This window comes from Paenibacillus sp. CH40 (genome assembly GCF_024213605.1).
Classification (GTDB): Bacteria; Bacillota; Bacilli; order Paenibacillales; family Paenibacillaceae; genus Paenibacillus; species Paenibacillus polymyxa_B.
Genome location: NZ_JANAVQ010000001.1, coordinates 1098540 through 1120698, shown reverse-complemented (window position 1 = coordinate 1120698; position 22159 = coordinate 1098540). Strand labels below are relative to the sequence as shown.

Sequence of the window (22159 nt, the reverse complement as noted above, 5' to 3'; positions counted from 1 at the left end):
GGCGCTATTTCCTCAAAGGAAATCTCCTGTATTTCCTGGTCATGCTTAAGAAATATAATCCTTTAAATTCGATATATAGAAACTCGAATAGGACACGCCTCCATATGTGGTAGAACAAATTCATCCCCGCCACCCAGCACGGGTTCTCATCTCTTGTCGCATCCTGCGCTTTCCCGGAAAATAATTTCGGTGAAAAACAAAGGCACCGAGGCAAGCCCCGGCACCCATGCACATATCTTCTCCAAGCGTTTACTAACCGATATCGGGTACCGTTAACAACACATGCTGCTCCGCAAGCAATGAATTAGGAAATATGCTTTGCGCTTCCTCCAGCAATGGCTGAAGCTGCTCCTGATCTTTATACCTAGAACTAAAATGCGTCATGATTAACTGACCCGCACCTGCGGCTTTTGCAGCTTCCGCTGCCTGAAGCGCTGTACTATGATGATACTCGTAAGCTGTATCTGCCAGTTCATGCAGAAAAGTGGCTTCATGAACGACGACAGTTGCATCTTGAGCCAGCACTACCGTATTCGGACAAGGTCTCGTATCCCCTAAAATCGTGATGATACGCCCTTTTTTCGGCGAACCCAGTACATCCTGAGGATGCAAAATAACTCCACCCTCTACCTCCACGCTTTCCCCACGCTTTAACTTACCGTACACCGGGCCGGGCTTAATACCATATCGCTCCAACAGCTCTTGATTAAGCTTACCGGGCTTATCCATCTCTACAACTCGGTAGCCATAGCTGTCAATCCGATGATCCAGCAAAGCTGACTCTACCCGGAATTGTCCGTCATCAAACAGAACCCCGCCCGTATGCTCCACAATATGTAGTTGGTAATTGATACGCGATTGGCTGATCCCTAAAGATAGCTCGATATATTGCTGGATTCCAGGTGGCCCATATACCGTCAGTGGTGTCGTTCCCCCTTGATACGCTCTGCTCGACAGCAGTCCCGGCAGACCAAAAAGATGATCCCCATGCAAATGGGTGATAAATATTTTTTCAAGTCTGCTTAGTTTGAGCGGCGAACGCAATACCTCTTGTTGAGTGCCTTCGCCGCAGTCGAACAGCCACATGCTTCTTCGTTCTTCCAGCAAACGAAGAGCGATGGACGTTACATTTCGCTGAATCGTAGGCACCCCTGCATTTGTACCGAGAAAATAAAATTCCATAACATTAACCTTCTTCCTGCTGACCAGCAAAAAACCTCCGAAGCTCGGAGGGTATTTGCTATCCCATCTGATAAAGGTGTTAAACCTTTTCGACGTTAAAATACTGCGCCTGAGGGTGGCTGAACACCATGGCTGATACAGAAGCCTCCGGTTCCATCATAAACCCTTCCGTCAGCTCAACGCCAATATCCTCAGGTTTTAACAACTGGAACAACGGCCCCTGATCCTCTAGATCTGGACATGCCGGATAGCCAAAGGATACCCGAATGCCTTGATATCTGGCACCGTGTCGCTGTTTCATTGTCATATCGGCAGGGTCCGGGAACCCCCAGCTATCCCTGATAATATGGTGAAGCCGTTCCGCTAACCCTTCTGCTACTTCGAGTGCTACCGCTTGAAGTGCATGCGAGCGCAGATAATCTCCTTTATCTTTCCACTGGGTAGATATCTGCTGAATCCCATGACCAGCTGTAACGACCATGAAACCTACATAGTCCATAACTCCGGATTCCACTGATTTCAAGAAATCAGCCAGACATAGATAAGGCTCTACCTGCTGGCGCGGGAATGTAAATGTGTGCAGTACCTTGCTCACATCCGAGGGATCATAGATCAGAATTTGATCTCCTTGGGACTGCGCTGGAAAGAAACGATACATAGCATGTGCCTGGATGATTCCGTCTGTCACAGCTTCAAACATGATGCTGTCCACGGTTTCCTTCAACTGAATCGCTTTCGGATCTTCCGAAGCCAGCAGCTGTTCAACATTGCCTTTTAAACCAAGATGATGCCCCATTAGCATCTGCATATTCACGTAAGGCAAAATATAATTCAGTGGATAGTTGCGCAGTACATGGCGATCCGTATCTGGTGGAATATAAACGGGCAAATCCTGAGCAATATTAGAGCGCACAGCTCGAGTGAGCTTAGGGAGCGGCTTGGCTTCCACGACGATTGCCGCTTCCGCCTCCCGCTCAGCCTCCATGTCCTCAGCCATTTTTTTGCGGGACTCAGGATTCATAAGCTTATTGGCAATATCCAGACCATCCATAGCATCCTTTGCATAGGCAACCAGACCATCATACTCAGGACGGATACGATTTTTAGTGAACTTACGTGTTAAAGCAGCTCCACCAACCATTATTGGAATATCGATATTCGCATTTTTCAAATCCTGTGCGGTCAGCACCATTTGTTGTGCCGATTTAACAAGCAGTCCGGATAAGCCAATCATATCGGCCTTTTCTTCACGGTAAGCTTCAATAATGCGTTCTGGTGGTACTTTTATACCCAGATTCACGATATGGTAACCATTGTTGGATAGAATAATCTCCACCAGATTCTTACCAATGTCATGCACATCACCTTTGACTGTAGCCAACAAAATCTTACCTTTTACTGAGGATTCATTCTTCTCCATGAACGGCTCTAAATAGGCTACGGACGCCTTCATCACTTCAGCGCTTTGCAGCACCTCTGCAACAATCAGTTCGTTATTGTTAAACAGTCGTCCTACTTCCTCCATCCCCTTCATCAGCGGGCCGTTAATAATCTCCAGCGAAGAATATTTCACGAGCGCCTGCTCCAGATCCGGAATGAGTCCCTCTTTACTTCCCTCGACTACATAGGAAGCCAGTCGTTCTTCGAGCGAAAGGTTTGATATCTTTTCTTTTTTCTCCACTTTCTTGTTACGGAAAGCTGCTACAAAAGCGGATAAAGTATCGTCATTTGTTTTATAGATCAAGTCTTCCGCAAGTTTCCGCTCATGCTCTGGAATGGATGCATAACGTTCAAGCTTCTCAGTGTTTACAATCGCATAGTCCAGACCTGCTTTGGTGCATTCATATAAATAGACGGAATTGAGCACTTCACGACCCGCTTCCGGCAAACCAAAAGATACGTTACTGATGCCCAGGATGGTATGTACCCCGGGAAGCGCTTCTTTAATAATGCGAATGCCCTCAATCGTTTCTTTAGCTGAACCGATATATTGCTCATCACCTGTTCCTACTGGAAATACGAGTGTATCAAAAATTAGATCCTCCGCTGCCAAACCGTAACGGTTCACCAACAGATCATAAGAACGTTTAGCTACCTCAAGCTTATCCTCACGTGAAATAGCCTGTCCGCGTTCATCAATTGTTCCAACAACAACAGCGGCGCCGTACTTATGAATAAGAGGAGCCATTTTCTCAAATTTCTCTTCACCATCCTCCAAATTAATGGAGTTAATAATCGCCTTACCTTGCGAATATTGAAGTGCTTTATCAATGACTTTAATATCCGTGGTATCAATCACCAAAGGTACTTTTACCTTGTTTACAACCAGTTTCAAAAACGCTTCCATATCCGTCATTTCATCGCGATCCGGGTCCTGCACACAAATATCAATGACATGCGCTCCGCTTTTTACCTGAGCGCGGGCAATTTCAGATGCCTCTTCATATTTGCCTTCCACGATCAAACGCTTGAATTTGCGGGAGCCCAGAACGTTCGTTCGCTCACCAACCATATACGGACGATTGTCCTGTTCAATGTATACAGGCTCAATGCCTGATACGGCAGGAGGATGATGACCTACCAGCGGACGCGGCTCAAACTGCGCCATACTTTCACTCATAACTCGAATGTGCTCAGGCGTGGTACCACAACAACCCCCAGCAATATTCAGCCAGCCTTTTTCAGCGAAAGCAGCCATTTTACGTGCTAATGAATCAGGCGATTCATGGTATTGGCCATTTTCATCGGGCAAGCCCGCATTTGGATAACAGCTAATAGCTGCAGAGGACATTTCAGACAGAGAGCGAATATGATCACGCATAAACTCTGGACCTGTAGCACAATTCAATCCAATCGAAATTGGATGTAAGTGTTCAAGTGATATGCAAAAGGATTCGATATTTTGTCCGGCCAACGTCGTTCCCATTGGCTCAATCGTGCCTGAAATCATTAGCGGAAGCTCGATACCTGTCTGCTCAAAAGCCTGCCGAATTCCGATGCTTCCAGCCTTGACGTTAAGCGTATCCTGTGAGGTCTCCAAAAGGAGCACATCCACGCCGCCTTCAATAAGCGCCAAAGCCTGCTCTTGATAGCTTTCAATCAGCTCAGCAAATGTAACACCACCTGTGACAGACAAGGTTTTCGTGGTTGGGCCCATAGCTCCTACTACAAAACGAGGCTTGTCCGCAGTGCTGTATTTATCCACCGCGTTACGCGCTAGTTTGGCCGCCACCAGATTAATTTCACGGGCACGTTCTGGTATATCGTAATCCGCCAAAACGACGGATGTTGCTCCAAATGTATTCGTTTCAATTAGGTCTGCTCCAGCCTTCAAGTAAGCTTCATGAATCCCTTGAATGACATCTGGTCTCGTTAAGACCAGCATTTCATTACAGCCCTCCAGCTCTTCCCCACCAAAATCATCGGGGGAAAGGTCTTCCTGTTGAATCATGGTGCCCATGGCCCCATCAAGAAGGAGTATTCTTCGTTGTAATGCATCCTGCAAGCTAACTTTATCCAAATTTCTTCACCCCCGCAAAACGTTAAATCCTAGTTTAGCAGAAACCGTATCATTTAGATAGATTGAAGTAAAAACATACGTTTTATACAGGTTGTTCTTTGTAAAAACGACTGCTCTAATCCATTTTTATAGTTTGTAGCATTACAGAACGTACTTAACCCTAACCCTTTAGCTATAGTCATTTGCATTATAAAATGTTGAAATCCTGTATTGTACAACGTTTCAAGACATGGTATTCTTTATACAGCATTAATCCAAGTGGAAAAGAGGGAATAAGCATATGGCCGAAATCTTAATACGTAATACAAACGAGCGAATTAGCGGTGAAGAACAAGTACGTGAATTTCTGGAGAGTCACGAGATATTGTATGAACATTGGGATACTTCCAAATTGTCCGGGGAGCTGCAAGAGAACTTTACCTTAACAGATGATCAAAAGGCCGCTGTTCTCCAAACATTTGAACCCGAAATCAAGGATTTAGCCGCACGTCGCGGATATAAAATATGGGACGTTATCACTTTATCTGAAGCAACGCCGAATTTGGACGAGCTGCTGGCCAAGTTTGAGCAAATTCACACCCACACCGAGGATGAAATCCGTGCCATTGTCGCTGGTAAAGGCATCTTCATCATTAAAGGCCCTGAAGAGATCGGCTATTTTCACGTAGAGCTTTCACCGGGGGACGTTATCTCCGTACCTGAAAATATACCTCACTTCTTCACTTTAATGGAGAATCAAAAGATCGTCGCAATCCGCTTGTTCATCGAAGAAAATGGCTGGATTGCCGAGCCGTATGAAGACCCAACCTTCATTAAAGCATAATTACGAATTTATCCTTGTGTGAATAAAAAAACTCCCTCTGCTCTGTAACAATCGAGCGAAGGGAGTTTTTTTAATACTCGTTTCTAAAGATTATGGATTTCTTACTTTAACGTTTGAATAATTCCGTCCAATTCAGACAGATGCTTGATTTCGAACTTCGGCTTGATCTCTGTGGTATTGGTTTTAGCGTTCCGGTTCACCCACACCGAGTGTACACCTGCTGCCAACGCTCCTTGAATATCAGTCGTCAGCTTATCTCCTACCATTAAAGCATGTTCAGGCTCAATACCAAGAAGCCCCAAAGCATGCTGGAATATAGACGGATCAGGCTTGCCTCGACCAAATGAACCTGAAATGACAACATGATCAAAAAAAGGAGCTAATTGAGGAACTCCATCCAGTTTCTCCTGTTGTAGATCAGGGGAGCCATTTGTCAGCAATAACAGTTTGTAATGTCCCTTCAATTGTTCTAGAATCTCAAACGTTTCTTCATATACATGTGGACGCGCGCGTCTTTCCGAAGCAAATTGGGTAGCCAGCTTTTCCGCCAACTTCTCATTATCTATCCCTAGTTGCTGGAGTCCTCTGCGCCATGATTCCTTTCGATAAACAGGGGCCAACTGTTCCAATTGGCGGAATTCAGGTTGCTCACCTGCTGTAAAATTCGCCCACAATCCTTCAAACGGGTTAATGCCGATCATTTGAGTAAAACTAAAGGTTTCATAGGATTCATACAAAGCGCGTGCTTCCTTACGTACCGCTTCCTCCAGAGTTTTCGGATCAACGCCTGCTTCACGGGAGCCTGTTTGGCACGCTGCATCAAATGCCTCTTCTACACTACGTTCATCCCATAAAAGGGTATCATCAAGATCAAACATTACCGCCTGAATCGTCATCTGAATTATCCACTCTCTTTCCACAGTATATGTACACCTATTTGCTCGGTTAAATATTTGAATCGTTATGTGTGCCCATATTAAGCAAGCGGCCGCAGCATGTTATATGAAATAACATCATACGGCCTTTGTTAAAGAGCTACAGGCTAAATCAGTTATTTCTTGTCCACCTGTATCTGATTGGATAGCGCAAACTTCTCAAGTCGCTCTGCAATGGCATCCGTGTCATAGCGACCTAATGATTTTGTGAAAATGAAATTACCGCCCTTACCTTTTCTTTCAACGGTTACGTAACCCTTTTCAATCTTGATGGCTTTCATGTCCCCAGCCGTCATTGGACGTTCTCTACCACCTTTCAGCATATAGAGAGTATCCTTTCCCACTTTCAAATAAGGACGACGGATGAAAAAGATAACAGCCAGCATCAAGTATAGGCCGAATACAAGCCAATCCATCCCTCGCATGCCAGTCTTAGTCAAAAAGTAACTCATAAGCATGTACAATACAGAAAGACCAGCCAGCATAATTGGCACAGTAATGTTACGACCACGGAAAATATCCATTGCAGAACCTGCGCCGTTAATGGTTTGAATGCCTTGCTTTTTGCGCGATTTATTTAAATGCGCTGTGTTTTTGCGTACTTTTCTTTCAAATGATCGGGCCATCTCTCAATTCCTTCCCAGATATATTACAATAAAACAATTGCCTCAAAGCTGATCTATATAGATACCGAGAACGGTACCTAAAACAAAAGGCAAATTGCAGGCTTGGGCGCTTTAACAACATTAATGCTTCAGCCCGTCATTTCCCTTCGATGTATCATCGTCCACAAATTCAATTGTTTCAAGCTGCTGCCGAAAATTACGGCGAATGTTACCTAAATAAATTTCCCGAAGATTGGCGCGCTCTGTGGCTTCCTCTTCCGTCAAACCCTCGGATTTTGCTTTGCGCGCTAATTCATTGATGCGCTGTACCAAGCTGTCTATATCCAAATTGTGTCCCCTCCATAAAAGCAAAGATATAATACACTTTGACATGTAGAAAAGAGCTTGTCAAGGCTCCCGCATTACGCTCCCTGACAAGCTCTAATAGTCTATAGGTCAGAAGTTAGGAAGCTTGAGTACCTGACCTACCTGTACTCCCCGATCCTCTAAACCGTTAATCCGCACAATTCCTTCTATATATACCCGTGTATCCATTCGTTCCGGTTTATGATTTGCGGCAATCTCCCACAACGTATCTCCAGGTTGTACGGTCAGTTTAGTCACTTCTCCCTTGGAAGCTGAGGGTGCCGCGAAAACCGTAAGTACACCTGCCCCTGCAATCCAAGCAACAATCACTAAAATAAGAAGCTTAAGTAAAAGAGTATTAGTAATAATTTGCATAAAATGCGCTCTACCCTCTTTTCGGGTCTCCTGCAAATTTTCTGAATTCATCGGAAAAATACTTTGATAAGTGCTATATTTCATCATTGGCTGCGACCTCCAAACGTTTGTTCTTATGTTTTCACAATATAACACGAACATTTGTTTTGTTCAATAGAAAAGAGAACAAAAGTTCGCGATTATTTTTAGGGATTATTTAGAACTTATGTTTGTACGAACGGAGGTTCTATGCTATAATTTTCCCAAACGTTACTAAATGGGGTTGATACGGTATGTCTAAGATTTCGAGCCGCCAGCAGGCCATTCTTGAATTTATCCGCAATGAAGTGCGTCTAAAGGGATACCCCCCTTCTGTACGCGAAATAGGCGAGGCTGTCGGATTGGCCTCCAGTTCTACGGTTCACGGTCATTTGGATCGTTTAGAGAAAAAAGGACTCATTCGACGCGATCCTACAAAACCACGGGCTATTGAGTTACTCGGTCAAGACGAATCGGATAACAGCAACTTGATTAATTACTCCATTAGTCGTGTCCCCGTCGTCGGCAAAGTAACTGCTGGCCTTCCTATTACGGCGACAGAAAATATTGAAGATTACTTTCCTCTTCCCCAACACTTTGTTGGTGAGGATAAAATATTCATGTTATCTGTTGTAGGCGAAAGCATGATTGAGGCTGGGATTGCTAACGGAGACTATGTAATCGTACGTCAACAGCAGACCGCTGATAATGGCGATATTGTTGTAGCTATGACAGATGAAGACGAAGCTACAGTTAAAACCTTCTACAAAGAAAAAGATCATATCCGGCTTCAACCTGAAAACCCAGCCTTTGAACCGCTTCGCCTGACACACGTCAGCATTTTGGGCAAGGTTGTAGGACTCTTCCGGGACTTCCACTGATTTCTCGTTCTTTCTTCCCCGTTATTCTAACCACTAATACAAAACCGGCTGCCTAGGGCAAGCCGGTTTTGTATTGTTATTATGTATTTCACAACTATTTTTTCATTTCAGCAATCTATTCCTATTGTTTCTACTATAAAATCAGCCTTCTCATCTCAAATAATCACCCACTGATCTTGAGCAGCTATACTGTTATGGGCAAAACTCATAGATCTTTCTTTGTTTTAGATAAATATGGTATATTAATTACTCATAGCTCTGTAGGAGGAATTAAATGAAAAAAATTATAATTTCAGCGTTTGTTGTGATATTTATCGCCATAAGCTGTGTAGTACCAACAATGGATCATTTGTATGCAGAAGAGAAATCCCACATAACAACCTACGATCGTATTCAGTACATACAAATACTTATCCATTTCAGGTATTTAGAAAAGCAACTCGAAGCTGTAATTTCCGAAAGAAACAATTACCCAGAAAACAGCCAAGAATATAAACAGCTCTCTGAACAACTGAATCATATTCTTGCTCAAGAGGCGTACTACGAGAAAAAACTTAACACTCTCAAAAGTAAATAATTCCCATACTAAACTGCATATTATTTATCTACACTATTAGACTCATGCCGACCTGCCTGTAACATTCTCCTGCAACGTAAAGTTGAAATGGCGAAGACAGGTTCGCATGAGTTTTTTGTTAACCATTAGGAATATAGGTACCAGCTTCTTTTTGCTTTTAATAGATTTATGCTGATACATTACTATCACAATTGACATAGTATATAGCAGACCTAAGCAAAGGAGATATGCAGATGATCAGAAATAGAGTTAAAACGTATAAGCATCGCATCGGGAAAAACAGATATCTGGTCGTTAAAGTCTTTCAAGCCGCAGCTGCTAAAACAGGAAGCGGAAATGCACTAGCAACCAATGCCTTGAATATCAAAATTTCCAAGCGTAAGCATAAACACCACTAAGATTCATCCGTACCTTCATTTCCTTGAAGGGAGGTGATCATATGAGCAGAAGACATTGCAGACGTGATTTGAGAAGAAGAAGATCAAACATCCGTTCGAATCAAAGAGCCGTTGCGCGTGCAAGAGGTAACGCACTGGCTGTTAATCTGTTTAGCGTGAATGATAGACAACGTAGACGTTAATAATCGTTTTCAAGCAAAAGCAGGAAGGATTCTTCCTGCTTTTTTTGTGTTAAACGGTACACCTAACTACTGCTATGAATCGTTGAAGCAAGCGGACGAGATCGTAGAATTATCACACATAGTTGAACAGTCGCTACAATTCTGCTCTTTTTATAAATCTAACAGACAGGAAATGGTGGTTCTCTTTTAGAATAGTGTGCATAGAGAAATTAAACCAGGAGGAGACAAGCCATGATAATTAAAATGTCACTTTCGAATATGGGAGATTTTAAGAAGTCAAATGAGAATAACGGCTTTATTGTGTCAGGAAGGATTATACCTAAATACGAGAACGATAATTGGACATATATAGAAGAAAGTTTCCCCGAACCATATTTTAAACAGTATGAGAATGATGACGTTGACATCAGTTATATTGATGAACAAGGAAAATCTATTTTTTTATATTATGATGAGAACGACTGTGTTGGGCAAATTAAACTTTGTACTAATTGGAATGGCTATGCTCTAATTGAGGATATTGCCGTCGCTAAAGACTGGAGACACAAGGGAATCGGAGCAGCCTTATTGAGTAAAGCAACCGAGTGGGCTAAGCAGAATAACCTTGTTGGTCTTATGCTTGAAACACAGGATGTGAATGTTTTAGCTTGTCGATTCTATGCTAAAAATAACTTTGTAATCGGCGGAGTTGATACTATGCTATATTCTAACTTTTCCACAGCCCATGAAAAAGCGATTTTTTGGTATTATAAGTTTAAGCATTCAAATTAGCCTAAAATCAAACTGATCAGCAAACAAAGCTCTGCCAACCAATTAAGGTTAGCAGAGCTTTTGATTTATTTAGAGTATCCACTTACTTCAAACGTGAGGATGCGATCATTTTCAGCATGTAATCCTTTTCTGCTCTTATCAGGAATCTGAAACTGAACGTCTATATACAATAACAGTTAAAATCCCGCTAATTATAATGACCACTGTAAAAATCAATAACATATTGCTATATAAATAAGCAGATGGAAAATTAATGATTGGTATAAATTTTTGATGAATAAAACGTATTGATAATAAGCCTCCTACAACTGAAATCCCTGTTCCTTCTGATAAAAAGCTTATAAAATTAAGCAAGCTCATTCCTGCGCCAGCTTCTTCTTGTCTTAAACTACTTGAAACAATAGTGGATATTACTGTTTTAATAAAAGAAAGACCACCGAAAACAAAGACTATAATAATAGACATCAGCCAAGGTGTCATTTCAATAAAGAAAGCTGCTATCAAAAAGCTGACGGCAAGAAATGCAACGCCGACTGCTAGCACATGTAAGGAACCTTTCTTATCAACAAGTGCTCCTCCAAGGAAACCAAAGAAAATAACACTCATCGTTCCAGGAAAAATAATTCCACTGCCAATCATTGCGGTACTTAAGTGATGAACGTCTTTCATCATATAAGGGACCATAGAAACAAATCCAGCTACGGTACCAAACATAAGTCCGCCACAAAGGATTCCTATCATAAATGCAGTATTTTTCCCCAATGAAGGATCAACAAAAGGATTGGTTACTTGTCTGATGTGTTTTAAAAAGATCAAGAAAAAAAGAATACTTATCACCAGAAAAGAAATTCTGTAAAACGTTGTATACAACATAAACATTACAATGCCTAGAGATATAAGCACGATTCCTGCAATGTCAAGTGAACCCTTTGATATGACTTCCTTTTTCAATAATTTTATCAGAAAGGGAACAGTGACAAACGTTAGAACAGGAAGAAGCAGTAAATGAGACCAATGAATATAATGAGCAATCATCCCACCAATAGCCGGTCCTATCCCTTCACCGATTGCTACGATAGACCCGATGAGGCCATATGCCTTGCCCCTGTTTTCTTTTGGGATATAGCGAGCAACTACGACCATCACAAGTGAAGGAAATGCAGCTGCACCAATCCCTTGTATAAATCGCCCCAAGATAAGTGTTGGAAAAAAAGTATGTCCCATAAATCCAATTAATGATCCTATGCAATTCACTATGATTCCAAACAGGAGCAACCTTTTAATACCTAACTGATCAGATAGCTTTCCGTATACAGCGGTTCCTATAGAAAAACTTAGCATAAAGGCAGTATTTACCCAATTTGTAACGGCTGGTGTTTTATTGAATTCATCAGCAATATCAGGTAAAGAGATATTAAGAACCATTTCATTTAACACACTAAAAAACGAAAGAACACAAAGCCACATTAAAATTTGGTTATGGTGTAAAACAGACTGTGAATAAGGGATTTTCAATTTTGACCCTCCAGAAATGAGGGTTAACGTAGTTTATAGGGCCAATGATACGCTCCCTCTTTAAATTGTCCCCAATTATATTTATCACACTTCAAATAAAATGCCTCCATACCTATTTTTTTCATTCTACCACCTTATCTAGAATGGGAAAAGATGTAATTATATATACGAATGCAACAATCCATGAATTACAATTTTAAATATAAGAAACAAACCACTCCAGAAATAAGATACATTCAAGACATGAGTGCAGCCTCCTGATGTGTTATGCGCAAATTATATTCCGAGTACAAATAATAAGCTCCATTTCATTGGAGGTTTAATACAGCGCCTATTTCCATACGAGAAAATATAATGATCTTTGGGTCACCATTCCAGCCCTCTATGATTACAATATAGAGCGTATATCGCTCTTGTTGTCCCCCTCTTCCAAAGCCAGCAGACGCGCCTTTATGTCCACTACACTGCTACCTGTTTTCAAATCCAGTTCCTTCATGTTGGGCCCACGTCATTGCTCAGTAGAATAACTGTAGAGTATTGGTAGTAGCGTTTTGATATCGGGTAACAAAGCGCTCAACTTCTTTGTTACCTGTCGTTTTCCGTATACTATACAGATCAGAACAATGAACGATAAAAGAGGATACAACTATTGCGCAACAATAGCGGATTAGACGGTTGCCAAAGCGACACTGAACTTTTGCAGAAGTTTACGATGGTGTACGTGAAGCCATGGAAAGAATATGGGGGCGATATTCCTGAGCCAGTAGGATAAGACAAGAACTAGCAGTAAACTTAATGTGTGTATTCCTAAAAGCCTGTGTCGTCCAATGTCAAAAAGGGCTGCCGCAAATGTTTCCTTGAACCAGCATTGTCTTTAAAAACCTGAGCAAATGAGAAATTTACAATAAAATCCGGAGTTCACAACTCCGTTAACCCAGCCTAAACAGACGTATTCCAGCTAGTACCAGCCTCAAACAGCAGGTCATTCACAAGATTGGTGCCAAGATGCCAAAGGCTGAGGATAGCTGTCACTTCCGTAAAACAGTTTCCAATTAAGCGTACAATCGCAGCACGTTAGATATAAATTATCCAAGTAGGGGGAAATAACCATGGCATTTGAAGGTTATAGAGAAGACAAGCGAGGACATTGGTTTGACTGGCCATTCCCCTTGTCGGTATCAATACTGTATGTAGATGCGGATGTAGATGAAACAGAAACGAAATGGTACCTCATTGTCGAACAAGAAAAACATTTGATCCGAATTAGGGATGAAAAGCAAATTGAACTGCTTAATCACTGCATGTATGGAATCTTGTTAAATGACGAGAAGATCAACTGGATTATTGATAAAAATGGCGGTAGATTTACCTATCACGACAGTGTGCAAGATTTCATCAAATTCCAGAAAGAATACCTGGATATATTCTAAAAGCCGTGAACAGTTAAAAGCTCTGCAGACCAATTAAGGTAACAGAGCTTTTCGATTTATTTAAAGTATTCACTTACTTCAAACGTCAGAATACGATCGTATAGCATGTAATCCTTGCGGTTGCTGAATGGTCCTTTATTGTTATCGTGCTCATTGATGGCATATCAAGCCGATCCAGATCCATCCTGCTTGCTTTCGTACCATGTGATAAATTCATTGACCTCTTTCATGCTCAGATCGAATTCTTTCCCCAATCCTGTTGTCATTCCATGAGTGTCGAAGTTAGGGGGAATTTGTCCTGCAAAAAAAGATTCTATCAAACTTTGGCAGATAGAATCTTTTTCCGTTATTTAACGATAAATTCAACAACTATTAAAAAAGGTTATGGACATGTAAAGATTAAAGTTCGGAATGAAGGAACATCAAAACTCACTTGGAGTTTGCAGAGTAACGGGAGAGAATATGTCTATAAAACTGTTGGCAAAGGAGACACATTAACGTGGACTAATCTTAATTCATTCCCTAATGGGATGCCTTCAGGGGAATACGTAATTCAATTCCGAGCCAACGGTAACAAAGTTGAAGGCGAAGCTTGGGGTACTACTGGTCAGTACCCATCAGACATTAACTAACCGTTATTACAAGCAGGGAGCGTCTTGGAGTTAAATCCAAGGCGCTTTATGTATTCAATGTTGCCATACTCAGTGTCTATCAAAAGCCCAGCCGACCAATTAAGGTTAGCAGGGCTTTTTGTCTACTCTAAATTCAAACTGATTTCGAATATAATACACTCCGGCAATCTTAATCGTATCGGGAGAAAACTTTTCTACTGTCCCTCCATAGTCTATAACCGATACCCAATCCTCGCCCAACGACTGAACAACGTACACCTTTACCTGGCTTAGCAGCTGCAAATAGTTATATCCGACTTTAATACTTTATATGTATGTTTCATGCTGTTCACCTCAAATAATGATTGGGTAAATGTTTAGACAATCCTTCAACGAGAGACTCAATACTACTTATCTGACAGAATCTCTCGCTTACCTCTTCTATTTTGATACTTCAACAAAAAATTGAAGTAAGAAACCCAGAAATATAAATAACAATCCTACAATTGCAAATTTTCTACTTTTATATGCCTTCTTCTTTCCATTTGTTAAATCAGCGTATGTTCCTGCTTGCGGATCTACACATAACACATCAATTGCCATTATCACAGTACCTAACATATTTAAAATTAACCCAGCTATATTCATAAACAATTCCACTTCCTCTTCCTCATATTCCTTATTTGGATTCAGCTTCTTCTTTTACTATCTGTTTGAAATCCCTTATATTCCCTATCTTATTCTTTGCAGTATACCAAAAAAAAGTCATTTTTACATGAAAATATAAACCTATCGCAAAACATACCTGTGTAGCTATTTAAAATTGCGAGCGTTCTTCTTGAAGGAATAATTCCAGAAACAGGGTGAACTTGCTCAAAGCGTCCTAAAAGCATCACTCTGCTACTTAATGGAATGCTCACTTTTGTTCCCATAAGTCCATACCCTGGAGAAGAATATATCCCTCGATCTTTATCTTCTACCCAATGTAAGCTGACAGGATTATCAGAACAGATAAAATCCCCTAATGTTGGAGGGCAGTAAACAACGCTCCAGTTTCTATCAATTAGAAAAGGTATGATAGCATCAATTGCAGTAAGTAAGTTTTTCATATGTGTATTATTATCAAGCCTAATGGAATGCCGCGCTTGATGTAATCAACATCCGCACGCTGCAAAGCTTCCGCTCCCGCCTCTTGAATGATGTCTTGCCGCATTGACCTGCTGCGCCCGGCCCAACCTAAAATAATCCCACTAATCGCAGCAATTAACGAAAAAATAACTGTAATATCCATCGTGTTCCCCCGTCTCTCTGTTCAGGAAACTTTTCCTGAGCTATCATCATCTGTTTTCTGATCTTTTTCTTCTTGGGCCTGTATTTCTGCTAAAGCACTTCCTACTGCTATATCCAAACCTATAAGTATTTCTTTCCGGCGTGCTGGCTGCGAAGCAATGACAGCAGAAATGACCTCAGTCAATTCTTCAACTGGCCTTGTTAGATCCATTTGTATATCCAATGTGGATTTTATTTTTGCCACGGGTTTCATCACCTCCTTGGACAGCAAAAAAGACACCTTTAACTTACAGATGCCTTTGATTGTTCCTTATTATAAATTTTCAAAAGCCATTCACGACCTAACTGAGTAAATCTACGGTGATAGATCACTTTTCCGTTATCAAGAACTTCTTGTTTGATTTCAACATAACCACAATCTGCGTATCTGCTGTACAGTAGCCATGTATCATTCTGTCTGAATTGAATCTTTCGATTGCCTAAATCATGGTTAAGCGCAATTGCTGACTTAAATCCGAGTTCCTTGGCAATCTCCGTAGCCGTATACGTTTTGTTTACATGCATTAGGATTGCATTTGTCCTTTCCGCCTGTACTCTGGCAGCACGTTCTTCCTTGAGCTTAGTCAACAGTTCAATTCCAAAGTCAGGATTATTGAGGATATTGTCAATCACATTATCCGTAGCATATATTCCATGCTTCCTGATCGACGGCAATATTTCATCAGCTACCTTGGCCTGAAATGCTTCGGCTACTTCGTTTCTTGCCTTCATTGCCAGTCGATAAAAGATGTTTTCAGGAATAAAAGTATCTTTCGACACTTCTGTCGAAAACTTCAAATCCGATATATACTGCCTCACTCTATCCCATTTGACATACTCTGCACTTTTGGATTTGTCTGTAAATCCTAATCCGCGAGCCACATCCTCCAAATTCAATTGCGGCGTGCCGTTTCCATCAATAAATCCTCTTACTCCGTGTATTGTAAGTATATCCATTACTGATCTCACCTTTCTTTGTACGCAAAATAAGCCCCTGAGTTATCAGAGGCTTTCATACTTATATCTTAGATTGCTTCTGCTGCTATAACGCTACGGATTTTAAAAACCCATATGTTATTAACCTAATACGAACGAACAGGATAGTTGAATAACATTAATCAATCTAAATAGCATGTCGACCTACGTGAGGCTTCAGCCTAAACGGGACTACGCAGGTTGTAGTTAAATTACCATTGTGATAAACTGAATGTAATTTGATGATGGGAGTTGAACGGATATATGTAGGACTTTCTTGCTTCGAGATCACGAAAAGAACGGACTCAGCGATCGGCTGTGGTCGTTTTATTTCATCTCTGCAAGAAAGCTCTGCGTTTCGTTTGCGCTCCCTCTCCGGACAGTCATACGGCCCCTTGGAATGGGGTCGTATTTCCTCGTATGGATTAGAGCCGCAAGAAAGCACCTTTCTTGCGGCTCTTTTTTATTTCCAAACGAAAGGATGATTGCCATGCCCGCCATTCAGGTGACCAATCTTACTTTTGCCTATCCAGGCAGCTATGACCCCATATTTGAAAATGTTCATTTTCAAATTGATACAGACTGGAAGTTGGGCTTTACGGGGAGAAACGGTCGGGGGAAAACTACGTTCTTAAACCTGCTTCAGGGGAAGTACGAATACAGCGGTACGATCTCCACACCAGTCGCCTTTGATTATTTTCCGTTTCCCGTCGAACACCCTGAGTATTTGACCTTAGACGTCGTCGAGGAGATCGTGCCAAACTATGAGAACTGGAAGTTGATGCGCGAACTGAACTTTCTTAAGGTTTCAGAAGACATGTTGTACCGGCCATTCGAATCGCTGTCCCAAGGAGAACAGACGAAGGTATTGCTGGCCGTGCTATTCATCCAAGACAATCGATTTCTGCTCATCGACGAGCCGACCAATCATCTCGACTTGCACGCACGCAAGCTTGTCGCCGATTATCTGAATACGAAGCGCGGTTTTATTCTTGTTTCACACGACCGGGCTTTTCTCGACCGCTGCGTAGATCATATTCTATCGATCAACAAAACGAATATCGAAATCCAAAAAGGCAACTTCTCGAGCTGGTGGACGAACAAAACTCGCCAGGATACGTTTGAAATGGCACAAAACGAAAAGCTGTACAAAGATATACAACGTTTATCAGCTTCTGCTAAACGTACTAGCGGCTGGTCTTTCGAGACCGAAAAATCAAAAAACGGCACACGAAATTCCGGTTCCAAGCTTGACAAGGGATACGTCGGGCATAAGGCAGCAAAAATGATGAAACGCTCGAAATCCATCGAACAGCGGCAACACGCAGCTTTAGAGGAAAAATCGAAACTGCTCCGAAATATCGAACAGTCAGAAAGCCTTGCGATCTCTCAGCTCGTGTATCCCAAATCGGAACTGGCGATGTTGGATCACGTCACGATTTACTATGGGGAAAGAGCGGTTTGCAAGAACGTTAGTCTGACGATCGAATCAGGAGATCGGATTGCAATTTCAGGTCCAAATGGTTCAGGTAAGTCTAGCTTACTCCGCCTGCTCAACGATGAGGCGCTACACTATACAGGAACGTTTCAGCGGGAGCCGCAGCTTCGCGTTTCCTATGTATCCCAGAATACTTCTCATCTGCGAGGAACGCTTTCCGATTATGCAGCAGAGCACAGAATTGACGAAAGCTTATTTAAGGCCGTGTTGCGTAAGCTAGATTTCGCCCGCATCCAGTTTGAGAAGGATATATCGGCGTTTAGCGGCGGTCAGAAGAAGAAGGTTCTGATGGCGAGGAGCCTATGTGAGGAGGCTCATCTGCATATTTGGGACGAACCGCTCAACTTTGTCGACGTGATTTCCCGGATGCAAATTGAAGAGCTGCTGCTTGAGTACACGCCGACCATTGTATTCGTGGAGCATGATCGGGAATTTCATGACCGTGTCGCTACGAAAACGGTTGAACTCGGTGAGGATTAGAATTTTACAAAGTGACTTGGAGTAAGACATGATTTCAACGACAGAAAGCTTTGCACAACAACCTTTATGAAAAGGGAAGAGATTGACTAAAGGGACACAATAGTTCAATAAAAAAACGGCAGTCTAGGATTTTATTTTCTCGTCCATAGCTGCCGTTTATTTTGTTTGAGTGCAGTCTAATACTAATTCCCTTATATAAGAGTAAAAGCCCTCTGTTTAAGAGGGCTTTTGTGTATACAGTATATAATTTTTGTTTGCTACTAGATTACTACATATTTATTTAGTAGCTAATGCTGCTTTAAGTTGTTCTAGCTCTTTTTTATGCTCTAATAAACTGTCTTTGGATTCTTGTAATTCCTTTTTTGTCTTAGTGGCGCTTTTTTCAATTCGCTCAATAAGTCTTTGATCGTGGCCCGCCGTACCTATTTTTCTATCGATATCAGTCAATGACTTTTCATGTTTTTTAATATTATTATTAAGTATTTCGATCAATTCCTCCACAGTTCCAATGTGCTTTACAATTAGTTCCTTGGACCAATTGGTATATGGGTTATCTTTCAAAGCTATTGCTTGTGACTGCTCTTTAACAACCACATTAGAAGAAGGAGTTCCTGTTGCAATTTCAATAGTTTTCCCCTTCACCGCTAGGTTCGCCCCCAAAGATTCTGAGATCGAACGCAAAGGTACATACGCTGTACCATCGACGGCAATAGCGTTTTCAGACAATGTTGTTCCATTTACTCTCACATTGTATTCCCCTGCAACAGTCTTCCCCACTAGTGATTTTACTTGATCTGCCGCAGCTCCACCAGAAGTAACTAGCAGTACTCCAAGTAAAGCACCTATAAACATATACATCTTTTTATTCATCTAAATGCCTCCGCTAACGGTTTATTCGTTCTCATATTACCATTGGAAGATATTGTCGTAAACAATTATGTTGAACATGAACTGCTACCCCCACCTACAGGACTTCTACGACCCAAGAGCATTAAGCTACCACCCGAACCTCTTCGACCTAAAGAAATGGTCTCTTGCCTGTTAAGGCATAAGCCACAAGTCCGAATGAATCAACCTTAATTCTTCGACCTGTCTTACCTGTAAAATGATTTCAACTGCCAGACAAAACTATTAGGCCCTGGTGGAGGTATATATCCCGGAGAAAATTGTAATTTCTAAACAAGCCGAGGTAGTTAGGAACATTGTTGAAACCACTTATTATAGTTACAAGAAGAAAATTATTCTACGTCACGATTAAATCTTTCCATAGAGGACTTTGCGTATTGAGCAAAATGAATCTGTTCATTTATAAGCACATACATGTATGCCAGTAAGATCAATGAAAAAAGTAAAACCAATCCGCTTATATGGAAACCACATACGGATAAATTAGCGAGTGCTGCCAGCAGTGATATCAATAAAAAAACTCCGATTCGTTTCATCATATTATTTCCTTTTCTCATGTCATTTTCGCAATCTGAGATATACATATAATAGGCTTGCACTGGCCCCCAATTGGCTCCTTTCATTCGTACAAAAGTAAAAACCTCTCCAAGTGTGATATGTTCCTCTCATAGTAGACAGAAAAGAGCAACCCATCTAATCTGTCTACTATGGAGGGGATTTTTCTATGGGAGAAATAAGAAAAACTTACGATGTGAGCTTCAAGAAAAAGACAGTGGATCTGTACCTCAAAAAGGGAATCGGATATAAAAACGTGGCACGAGAAATGGAGATTGACGCTTCGCTGGTTCGCCGATGGGCGAGACACTTCAAAGCCGAGGGAATGAAAGATCTAGAGGAAAAACGAGACAAAGCAAAAGGGCCTGGCATCGGCAGACCTCGAACACACCCCGAAGATCCGGAGGTCAAGCTGAAACGCCTCGAAGCAGAAAATGAAATGCTAAAAAGCTCTTGCAGATGTCAAAGGAGGAATGGAGGCTGTACCCAAGAGTAAAAAGTTTGCGGTGATCCAAGAATTGCTTAATAAGGGACATAGCTTCGTACTACTATGTAAACTGGACCGAGTGTCCAAAAGTGGTTTTTATAAGTGGATAACATGGAAGATGTTGTTTCACCCAAACAGCGGGAAGATGAAGCAATGAAGCTAAAAATCATGGCATGTGACGAGGAACTGAAGGGAATACACGGTTACCGCAGGATAAAGGTTTAATTGAATCAAATCTACAGCATACATATGAATCATAAATGCGTACGGAGACTTATGGGTGAACTGGGGACCAAGGCGATCATTCGTAGGAAAAGACCCTACTATGCCAAGAAAGAACCCTAGGTCATTTCTGGCAATCATCTGAACTGGGAGTTTAAGGCTGACCTGCCGAATAAGAAGTGGGTAATAGACATCATTTACCTCATGTTCAATGGACAGAGACTCTACCCTTCCGCGATTCAGGATCTTTTTAACAACGTAATTGTTGCCTAACAGATCAGCCGCAGAAACGATTTGAGCCTGGTGTTAGATACGGTGAAAAAGGTAAGGAAGCGACAGGATGCTCGAGGTGTTCTACTGTATAGCGACCAAGAATTTCAATATACCTCTCGCCAATATACCAACCTGCTCAAGCGAGACGGAATACAGGCCGACATGTCCCGAAAAAGGAACTGCAGGGACAAGGCATCTATAGAGAACTTCTTCAGTCATTTTAAAACCGAGTGTTTCTATCTCCACTCCTTCCATTAGCTCAACAGGTGGAGCATGCCGTTCAAAAGTATATCCATTTCTACAACCATGAACGCTTTCAAAAGAAACTAAACAAGCTGACTCCTTCTCAGGCTGCTTAATTATTGCTTTTTGATAGCTGTTTACTTGACAGGGGTCACTTCATGTTTGCGGATGCTTCTTAATTTACTTTGCGAAGAAACCAAGATCAGATAGCGACTTGACCTTCTTCGGCTTTTTATTTTCCACCTTACCAGCGTGGAGAATGATTTCGAATTCCCGGTTTCTGTTCTTGGCCTTCATGAGCGCTCTAATCTTTGGAATGGTCATATTAGTCCATTCTGAATCAGAAATACCATTACTCACGCATAGAGCCCAAAGTTCTATCCAGTTTATTTTCCGATCATCCTCAGGAACCTCTTGGTCTTCTTCGTCGTAGGCTCATAAACTTCATCAGGTGGAAACAACTCCTTATAGAAATCGTTCTAAGAGGCCATCCAACTCCTTAATGCCCTCTTCGTCTACATTCTTGTATTCTTCCTCCGTCAGTCCTTCTACCAATACAAGGTTAAAGGCTTCCTTATGCAATGCTCAACTTTAGGCCAATCGACCTCGGCCCGTTCTTCTGTAGCTTCCCATTTTTCGCGCCTAATCAAAAAAGAAAATTTATATTGATTGCCGCTCATGAGTTGTCGTACCTGACAGATCAAAGCAATAGTTCCGATTTGTCACAACAAAAAAGAAGGTAGGAGAAGTTTCCCGACCTTCTTAGCATTCATATTTCTATGTCTGAATAATATCATATTTTTTACAATGTTATCCATTTCAACTTTGAAGATAGGCTTTGGAGTAGTGGTAGTGTTTAATGGTTCTTATTACTGCCACTACGTTCTCTTGCCATGCTACACAATCCCCTCATAAATGCGTCTGCTTACTATGAGTGTAATTAGACAAACTGACGATGGAAATCGTACAGTCTTTTCTAAGGCGGCTACATATAATGTTCTA

27 protein-coding genes and 2 pseudogenes are annotated in these 22159 nt (G+C 41.6%); 14 read left to right on the top strand and 15 right to left on the bottom strand.

All coding sequences use genetic code 11. From position 1 onward, the window contains the following. Window positions 1-252: 252 nt before the first annotated feature. Entirely contained in the window at window positions 253-1182 is a 930-nt protein-coding gene (gene rnz / locus NLX73_RS04910; RefSeq protein WP_254325491.1) for a ribonuclease Z, read from the bottom strand. Window positions 1183-1261: 79 nt separating this feature from the next. Next, window positions 1262-4702: a methionine synthase gene (gene metH, locus NLX73_RS04905; RefSeq protein WP_069080595.1), complete on the bottom strand. Its 3441-nt coding sequence runs from the start codon at window positions 4700-4702 to the stop codon at window positions 1262-1264. Between the two features lie 280 nt (window positions 4703-4982). Between metH and NLX73_RS04900 the strand changes: the two genes are divergently transcribed. Further along, complete coding sequence (locus NLX73_RS04900) at window positions 4983-5525, top strand: 1,2-dihydroxy-3-keto-5-methylthiopentene dioxygenase (RefSeq protein WP_254325490.1); 543 nt, start codon at window positions 4983-4985, stop codon at window positions 5523-5525. 101 nt (window positions 5526-5626) lie between these two features. On the opposite strand, the gene NLX73_RS04895 is transcribed toward NLX73_RS04900, so the two are convergent. The 4 genes from NLX73_RS04895 to NLX73_RS04880 all read right to left on the bottom strand — a co-directional run bounded on the left by NLX73_RS04895 (window position 5627) and on the right by NLX73_RS04880 (window position 7890). Then, on the bottom strand, window positions 5627-6421 hold the full coding sequence (locus NLX73_RS04895; protein ID WP_196765476.1) for an HAD family hydrolase: 795 nt from the start codon (window positions 6419-6421) through the stop codon (window positions 5627-5629). Between the two features lie 155 nt (window positions 6422-6576). Beyond that, on the bottom strand, window positions 6577-7086 hold the full coding sequence (locus tag NLX73_RS04890) for a hypothetical protein (protein ID WP_061831521.1): 510 nt from the start codon (window positions 7084-7086) through the stop codon (window positions 6577-6579). Window positions 7087-7206: 120 nt separating this feature from the next. Continuing rightward, on the bottom strand, window positions 7207-7413 hold the full coding sequence (locus NLX73_RS04885) for a DUF896 domain-containing protein (RefSeq protein ID WP_013310543.1): 207 nt from the start codon (window positions 7411-7413) through the stop codon (window positions 7207-7209). Between the two features lie 108 nt (window positions 7414-7521). Beyond that, a complete protein-coding gene (locus NLX73_RS04880; RefSeq protein WP_250268931.1) occupies window positions 7522-7890 on the bottom strand; it encodes a LysM peptidoglycan-binding domain-containing protein in 369 nt (122 codons plus the stop codon). 188 nt (window positions 7891-8078) lie between these two features. Between NLX73_RS04880 and lexA the strand changes: the two genes are divergently transcribed. From lexA to NLX73_RS04855, 5 genes are all read left to right on the top strand, one after another. Continuing rightward, on the top strand, window positions 8079-8705 hold the full coding sequence (lexA, locus tag NLX73_RS04875) for a transcriptional repressor LexA (RefSeq protein ID WP_013310545.1): 627 nt from the start codon (window positions 8079-8081) through the stop codon (window positions 8703-8705). Between the two features lie 274 nt (window positions 8706-8979). After that, window positions 8980-9282: a hypothetical protein gene (locus tag NLX73_RS04870; RefSeq protein ID WP_254325489.1), complete on the top strand. Its 303-nt coding sequence runs from the start codon at window positions 8980-8982 to the stop codon at window positions 9280-9282. Between the two features lie 233 nt (window positions 9283-9515). After that, window positions 9516-9680, top strand: a complete 165-nt coding sequence (locus NLX73_RS04865; RefSeq protein WP_016821950.1) for a hypothetical protein — start codon at window positions 9516-9518, stop codon at window positions 9678-9680. Between the two features lie 41 nt (window positions 9681-9721). Beyond that, on the top strand, window positions 9722-9862 hold the full coding sequence (locus tag NLX73_RS04860) for a hypothetical protein (RefSeq protein ID WP_165177052.1): 141 nt from the start codon (window positions 9722-9724) through the stop codon (window positions 9860-9862). A 231-nt stretch (window positions 9863-10093) separates the two neighbouring features. Beyond that, window positions 10094-10633 carry a GNAT family N-acetyltransferase gene (locus NLX73_RS04855; RefSeq protein ID WP_254325488.1) on the top strand — a complete coding sequence of 180 codons (540 nt, stop codon included), beginning with the start codon at window positions 10094-10096 and terminating at the stop codon, window positions 10631-10633. Between the two features lie 138 nt (window positions 10634-10771). On the opposite strand, the gene tet is transcribed toward NLX73_RS04855, so the two are convergent. Then, window positions 10772-12148, bottom strand: coding sequence for a Tet(L)/Tet(K)/Tet(45) family tetracycline efflux MFS transporter (gene tet, locus NLX73_RS04850; RefSeq protein WP_254325487.1), 1377 nt, complete (start codon window positions 12146-12148; stop codon window positions 10772-10774). A 649-nt stretch (window positions 12149-12797) separates the two neighbouring features. On the opposite strand from tet, the gene NLX73_RS24910 reads away from it, so the two are divergent. Beyond that, on the top strand, window positions 12798-12920 hold the full coding sequence (locus tag NLX73_RS24910) for a hypothetical protein (protein ID WP_257785362.1): 123 nt from the start codon (window positions 12798-12800) through the stop codon (window positions 12918-12920). A 337-nt stretch (window positions 12921-13257) separates the two neighbouring features. Beyond that, complete coding sequence (locus tag NLX73_RS04845) at window positions 13258-13578, top strand: hypothetical protein (RefSeq protein ID WP_254325486.1); 321 nt, start codon at window positions 13258-13260, stop codon at window positions 13576-13578. A gap of 56 nt (window positions 13579-13634) precedes the next feature. Here the strand turns inward: NLX73_RS04845 and NLX73_RS04840 are convergent. The 7 genes and pseudogenes from NLX73_RS04840 to NLX73_RS04810 form a co-directional block, all read right to left on the bottom strand. Continuing rightward, a pseudogene (locus tag NLX73_RS04840) lies at window positions 13635-13844 on the bottom strand (fibronectin type III domain-containing protein); the annotation flags it as partial. 471 nt (window positions 13845-14315) lie between these two features. Then, window positions 14316-14533 (bottom strand): annotated as a pseudogene (locus NLX73_RS04835) (hypothetical protein). Window positions 14534-14630: 97 nt separating this feature from the next. Further along, window positions 14631-14849, bottom strand: a complete 219-nt coding sequence (locus tag NLX73_RS04830) for a hypothetical protein (RefSeq protein ID WP_254325485.1) — start codon at window positions 14847-14849, stop codon at window positions 14631-14633. A gap of 77 nt (window positions 14850-14926) precedes the next feature. After that, window positions 14927-15298, bottom strand: coding sequence for a DUF4238 domain-containing protein (locus NLX73_RS04825; protein WP_254325484.1), 372 nt, complete (start codon window positions 15296-15298; stop codon window positions 14927-14929). After that, entirely contained in the window at window positions 15295-15480 is a 186-nt protein-coding gene (locus tag NLX73_RS04820) for a hypothetical protein (RefSeq protein WP_254325483.1), read from the bottom strand. The genes NLX73_RS04825 and NLX73_RS04820 overlap by 4 nt, the downstream gene beginning before the upstream one ends. A 21-nt stretch (window positions 15481-15501) precedes the next feature. Further along, window positions 15502-15732 carry a hypothetical protein gene (locus NLX73_RS04815; protein ID WP_254325482.1) on the bottom strand — a complete coding sequence of 77 codons (231 nt, stop codon included), beginning with the start codon at window positions 15730-15732 and terminating at the stop codon, window positions 15502-15504. 29 nt (window positions 15733-15761) lie between these two features. Beyond that, on the bottom strand, window positions 15762-16475 hold the full coding sequence (locus NLX73_RS04810) for a phage antirepressor KilAC domain-containing protein (RefSeq protein WP_254325481.1): 714 nt from the start codon (window positions 16473-16475) through the stop codon (window positions 15762-15764). Window positions 16476-16983: 508 nt separating this feature from the next. Here NLX73_RS04810 and abc-f point away from each other — a divergent pair. Continuing rightward, complete coding sequence (gene abc-f / locus NLX73_RS04805; RefSeq protein WP_254325480.1) at window positions 16984-18471, top strand: ribosomal protection-like ABC-F family protein; 1488 nt, start codon at window positions 16984-16986, stop codon at window positions 18469-18471. A 276-nt stretch (window positions 18472-18747) separates the two neighbouring features. Here abc-f and NLX73_RS04800 read toward each other — a convergent pair whose 3' ends face one another. Further along, window positions 18748-19341, bottom strand: coding sequence for a copper amine oxidase N-terminal domain-containing protein (locus NLX73_RS04800; protein WP_254325479.1), 594 nt, complete (start codon window positions 19339-19341; stop codon window positions 18748-18750). Between the two features lie 760 nt (window positions 19342-20101). Between NLX73_RS04800 and NLX73_RS04795 the strand changes: the two genes are divergently transcribed. The 5 genes from NLX73_RS04795 to NLX73_RS25050 all read left to right on the top strand — a co-directional run bounded on the left by NLX73_RS04795 (window position 20102) and on the right by NLX73_RS25050 (window position 21273). Continuing rightward, window positions 20102-20428, top strand: a complete 327-nt coding sequence (locus tag NLX73_RS04795; protein WP_254325478.1) for a transposase — start codon at window positions 20102-20104, stop codon at window positions 20426-20428. Window positions 20429-20521: 93 nt separating this feature from the next. Then, window positions 20522-20644 carry a hypothetical protein gene (locus NLX73_RS24905; protein ID WP_302055263.1) on the top strand — a complete coding sequence of 41 codons (123 nt, stop codon included), beginning with the start codon at window positions 20522-20524 and terminating at the stop codon, window positions 20642-20644. After that, window positions 20645-20764 carry an IS3 family transposase gene (locus NLX73_RS25060; protein ID WP_367997077.1) on the top strand — a complete coding sequence of 40 codons (120 nt, stop codon included), beginning with the start codon at window positions 20645-20647 and terminating at the stop codon, window positions 20762-20764. Between the two features lie 153 nt (window positions 20765-20917). After that, on the top strand, window positions 20918-21172 hold the full coding sequence (locus NLX73_RS25055) for a DDE-type integrase/transposase/recombinase (RefSeq protein ID WP_367997088.1): 255 nt from the start codon (window positions 20918-20920) through the stop codon (window positions 21170-21172). Next, window positions 21145-21273, top strand: a complete 129-nt coding sequence (locus NLX73_RS25050; protein ID WP_367997076.1) for an IS3 family transposase — start codon at window positions 21145-21147, stop codon at window positions 21271-21273. The genes NLX73_RS25055 and NLX73_RS25050 overlap by 28 nt, the downstream gene beginning before the upstream one ends. Window positions 21274-22159: the final 886 nt, after the last annotated feature.

Excerpts from the sequence above, each read along its gene's own strand:
- rnz (WP_254325491.1), bottom strand. The coding sequence starts at position 1,182 with ATGGAATTTTATTTTCTCGGTACAAATGCAGGGGTGCCTACGATTCAG.
- NLX73_RS04900 (WP_254325490.1), top strand. The coding sequence starts at position 4,983 with ATGGCCGAAATCTTAATACGTAATACAAACGAGCGAATTAGCGGTGAA.
- NLX73_RS04895 (WP_196765476.1), bottom strand. The coding sequence starts at position 6,421 with ATGACGATTCAGGCGGTAATGTTTGATCTTGATGATACCCTTTTATGG.
- NLX73_RS04890 (WP_061831521.1), bottom strand. The coding sequence starts at position 7,086 with ATGGCCCGATCATTTGAAAGAAAAGTACGCAAAAACACAGCGCATTTA.
- NLX73_RS04880 (WP_250268931.1), bottom strand. The coding sequence starts at position 7,890 with ATGAAATATAGCACTTATCAAAGTATTTTTCCGATGAATTCAGAAAAT.
- lexA (WP_013310545.1), top strand. The coding sequence starts at position 8,079 with ATGTCTAAGATTTCGAGCCGCCAGCAGGCCATTCTTGAATTTATCCGC.
- NLX73_RS04870 (WP_254325489.1), top strand. The coding sequence starts at position 8,980 with ATGAAAAAAATTATAATTTCAGCGTTTGTTGTGATATTTATCGCCATA.
- NLX73_RS04865 (WP_016821950.1), top strand. The coding sequence starts at position 9,516 with ATGATCAGAAATAGAGTTAAAACGTATAAGCATCGCATCGGGAAAAAC.
- NLX73_RS04860 (WP_165177052.1), top strand. The coding sequence starts at position 9,722 with ATGAGCAGAAGACATTGCAGACGTGATTTGAGAAGAAGAAGATCAAAC.
- NLX73_RS04855 (WP_254325488.1), top strand. The coding sequence starts at position 10,094 with ATGATAATTAAAATGTCACTTTCGAATATGGGAGATTTTAAGAAGTCA.
- NLX73_RS04845 (WP_254325486.1), top strand. The coding sequence starts at position 13,258 with ATGGCATTTGAAGGTTATAGAGAAGACAAGCGAGGACATTGGTTTGAC.
- NLX73_RS04825 (WP_254325484.1), bottom strand. The coding sequence starts at position 15,298 with ATGAAAAACTTACTTACTGCAATTGATGCTATCATACCTTTTCTAATT.
- NLX73_RS04820 (WP_254325483.1), bottom strand. The coding sequence starts at position 15,480 with ATGGATATTACAGTTATTTTTTCGTTAATTGCTGCGATTAGTGGGATT.
- NLX73_RS04815 (WP_254325482.1), bottom strand. The coding sequence starts at position 15,732 with ATGAAACCCGTGGCAAAAATAAAATCCACATTGGATATACAAATGGAT.
- NLX73_RS04810 (WP_254325481.1), bottom strand. The coding sequence starts at position 16,475 with ATGGATATACTTACAATACACGGAGTAAGAGGATTTATTGATGGAAAC.
- abc-f (WP_254325480.1), top strand. The coding sequence starts at position 16,984 with ATGCCCGCCATTCAGGTGACCAATCTTACTTTTGCCTATCCAGGCAGC.
- NLX73_RS04800 (WP_254325479.1), bottom strand. The coding sequence starts at position 19,341 with ATGAATAAAAAGATGTATATGTTTATAGGTGCTTTACTTGGAGTACTG.
- NLX73_RS04795 (WP_254325478.1), top strand. The coding sequence starts at position 20,102 with ATGGGAGAAATAAGAAAAACTTACGATGTGAGCTTCAAGAAAAAGACA.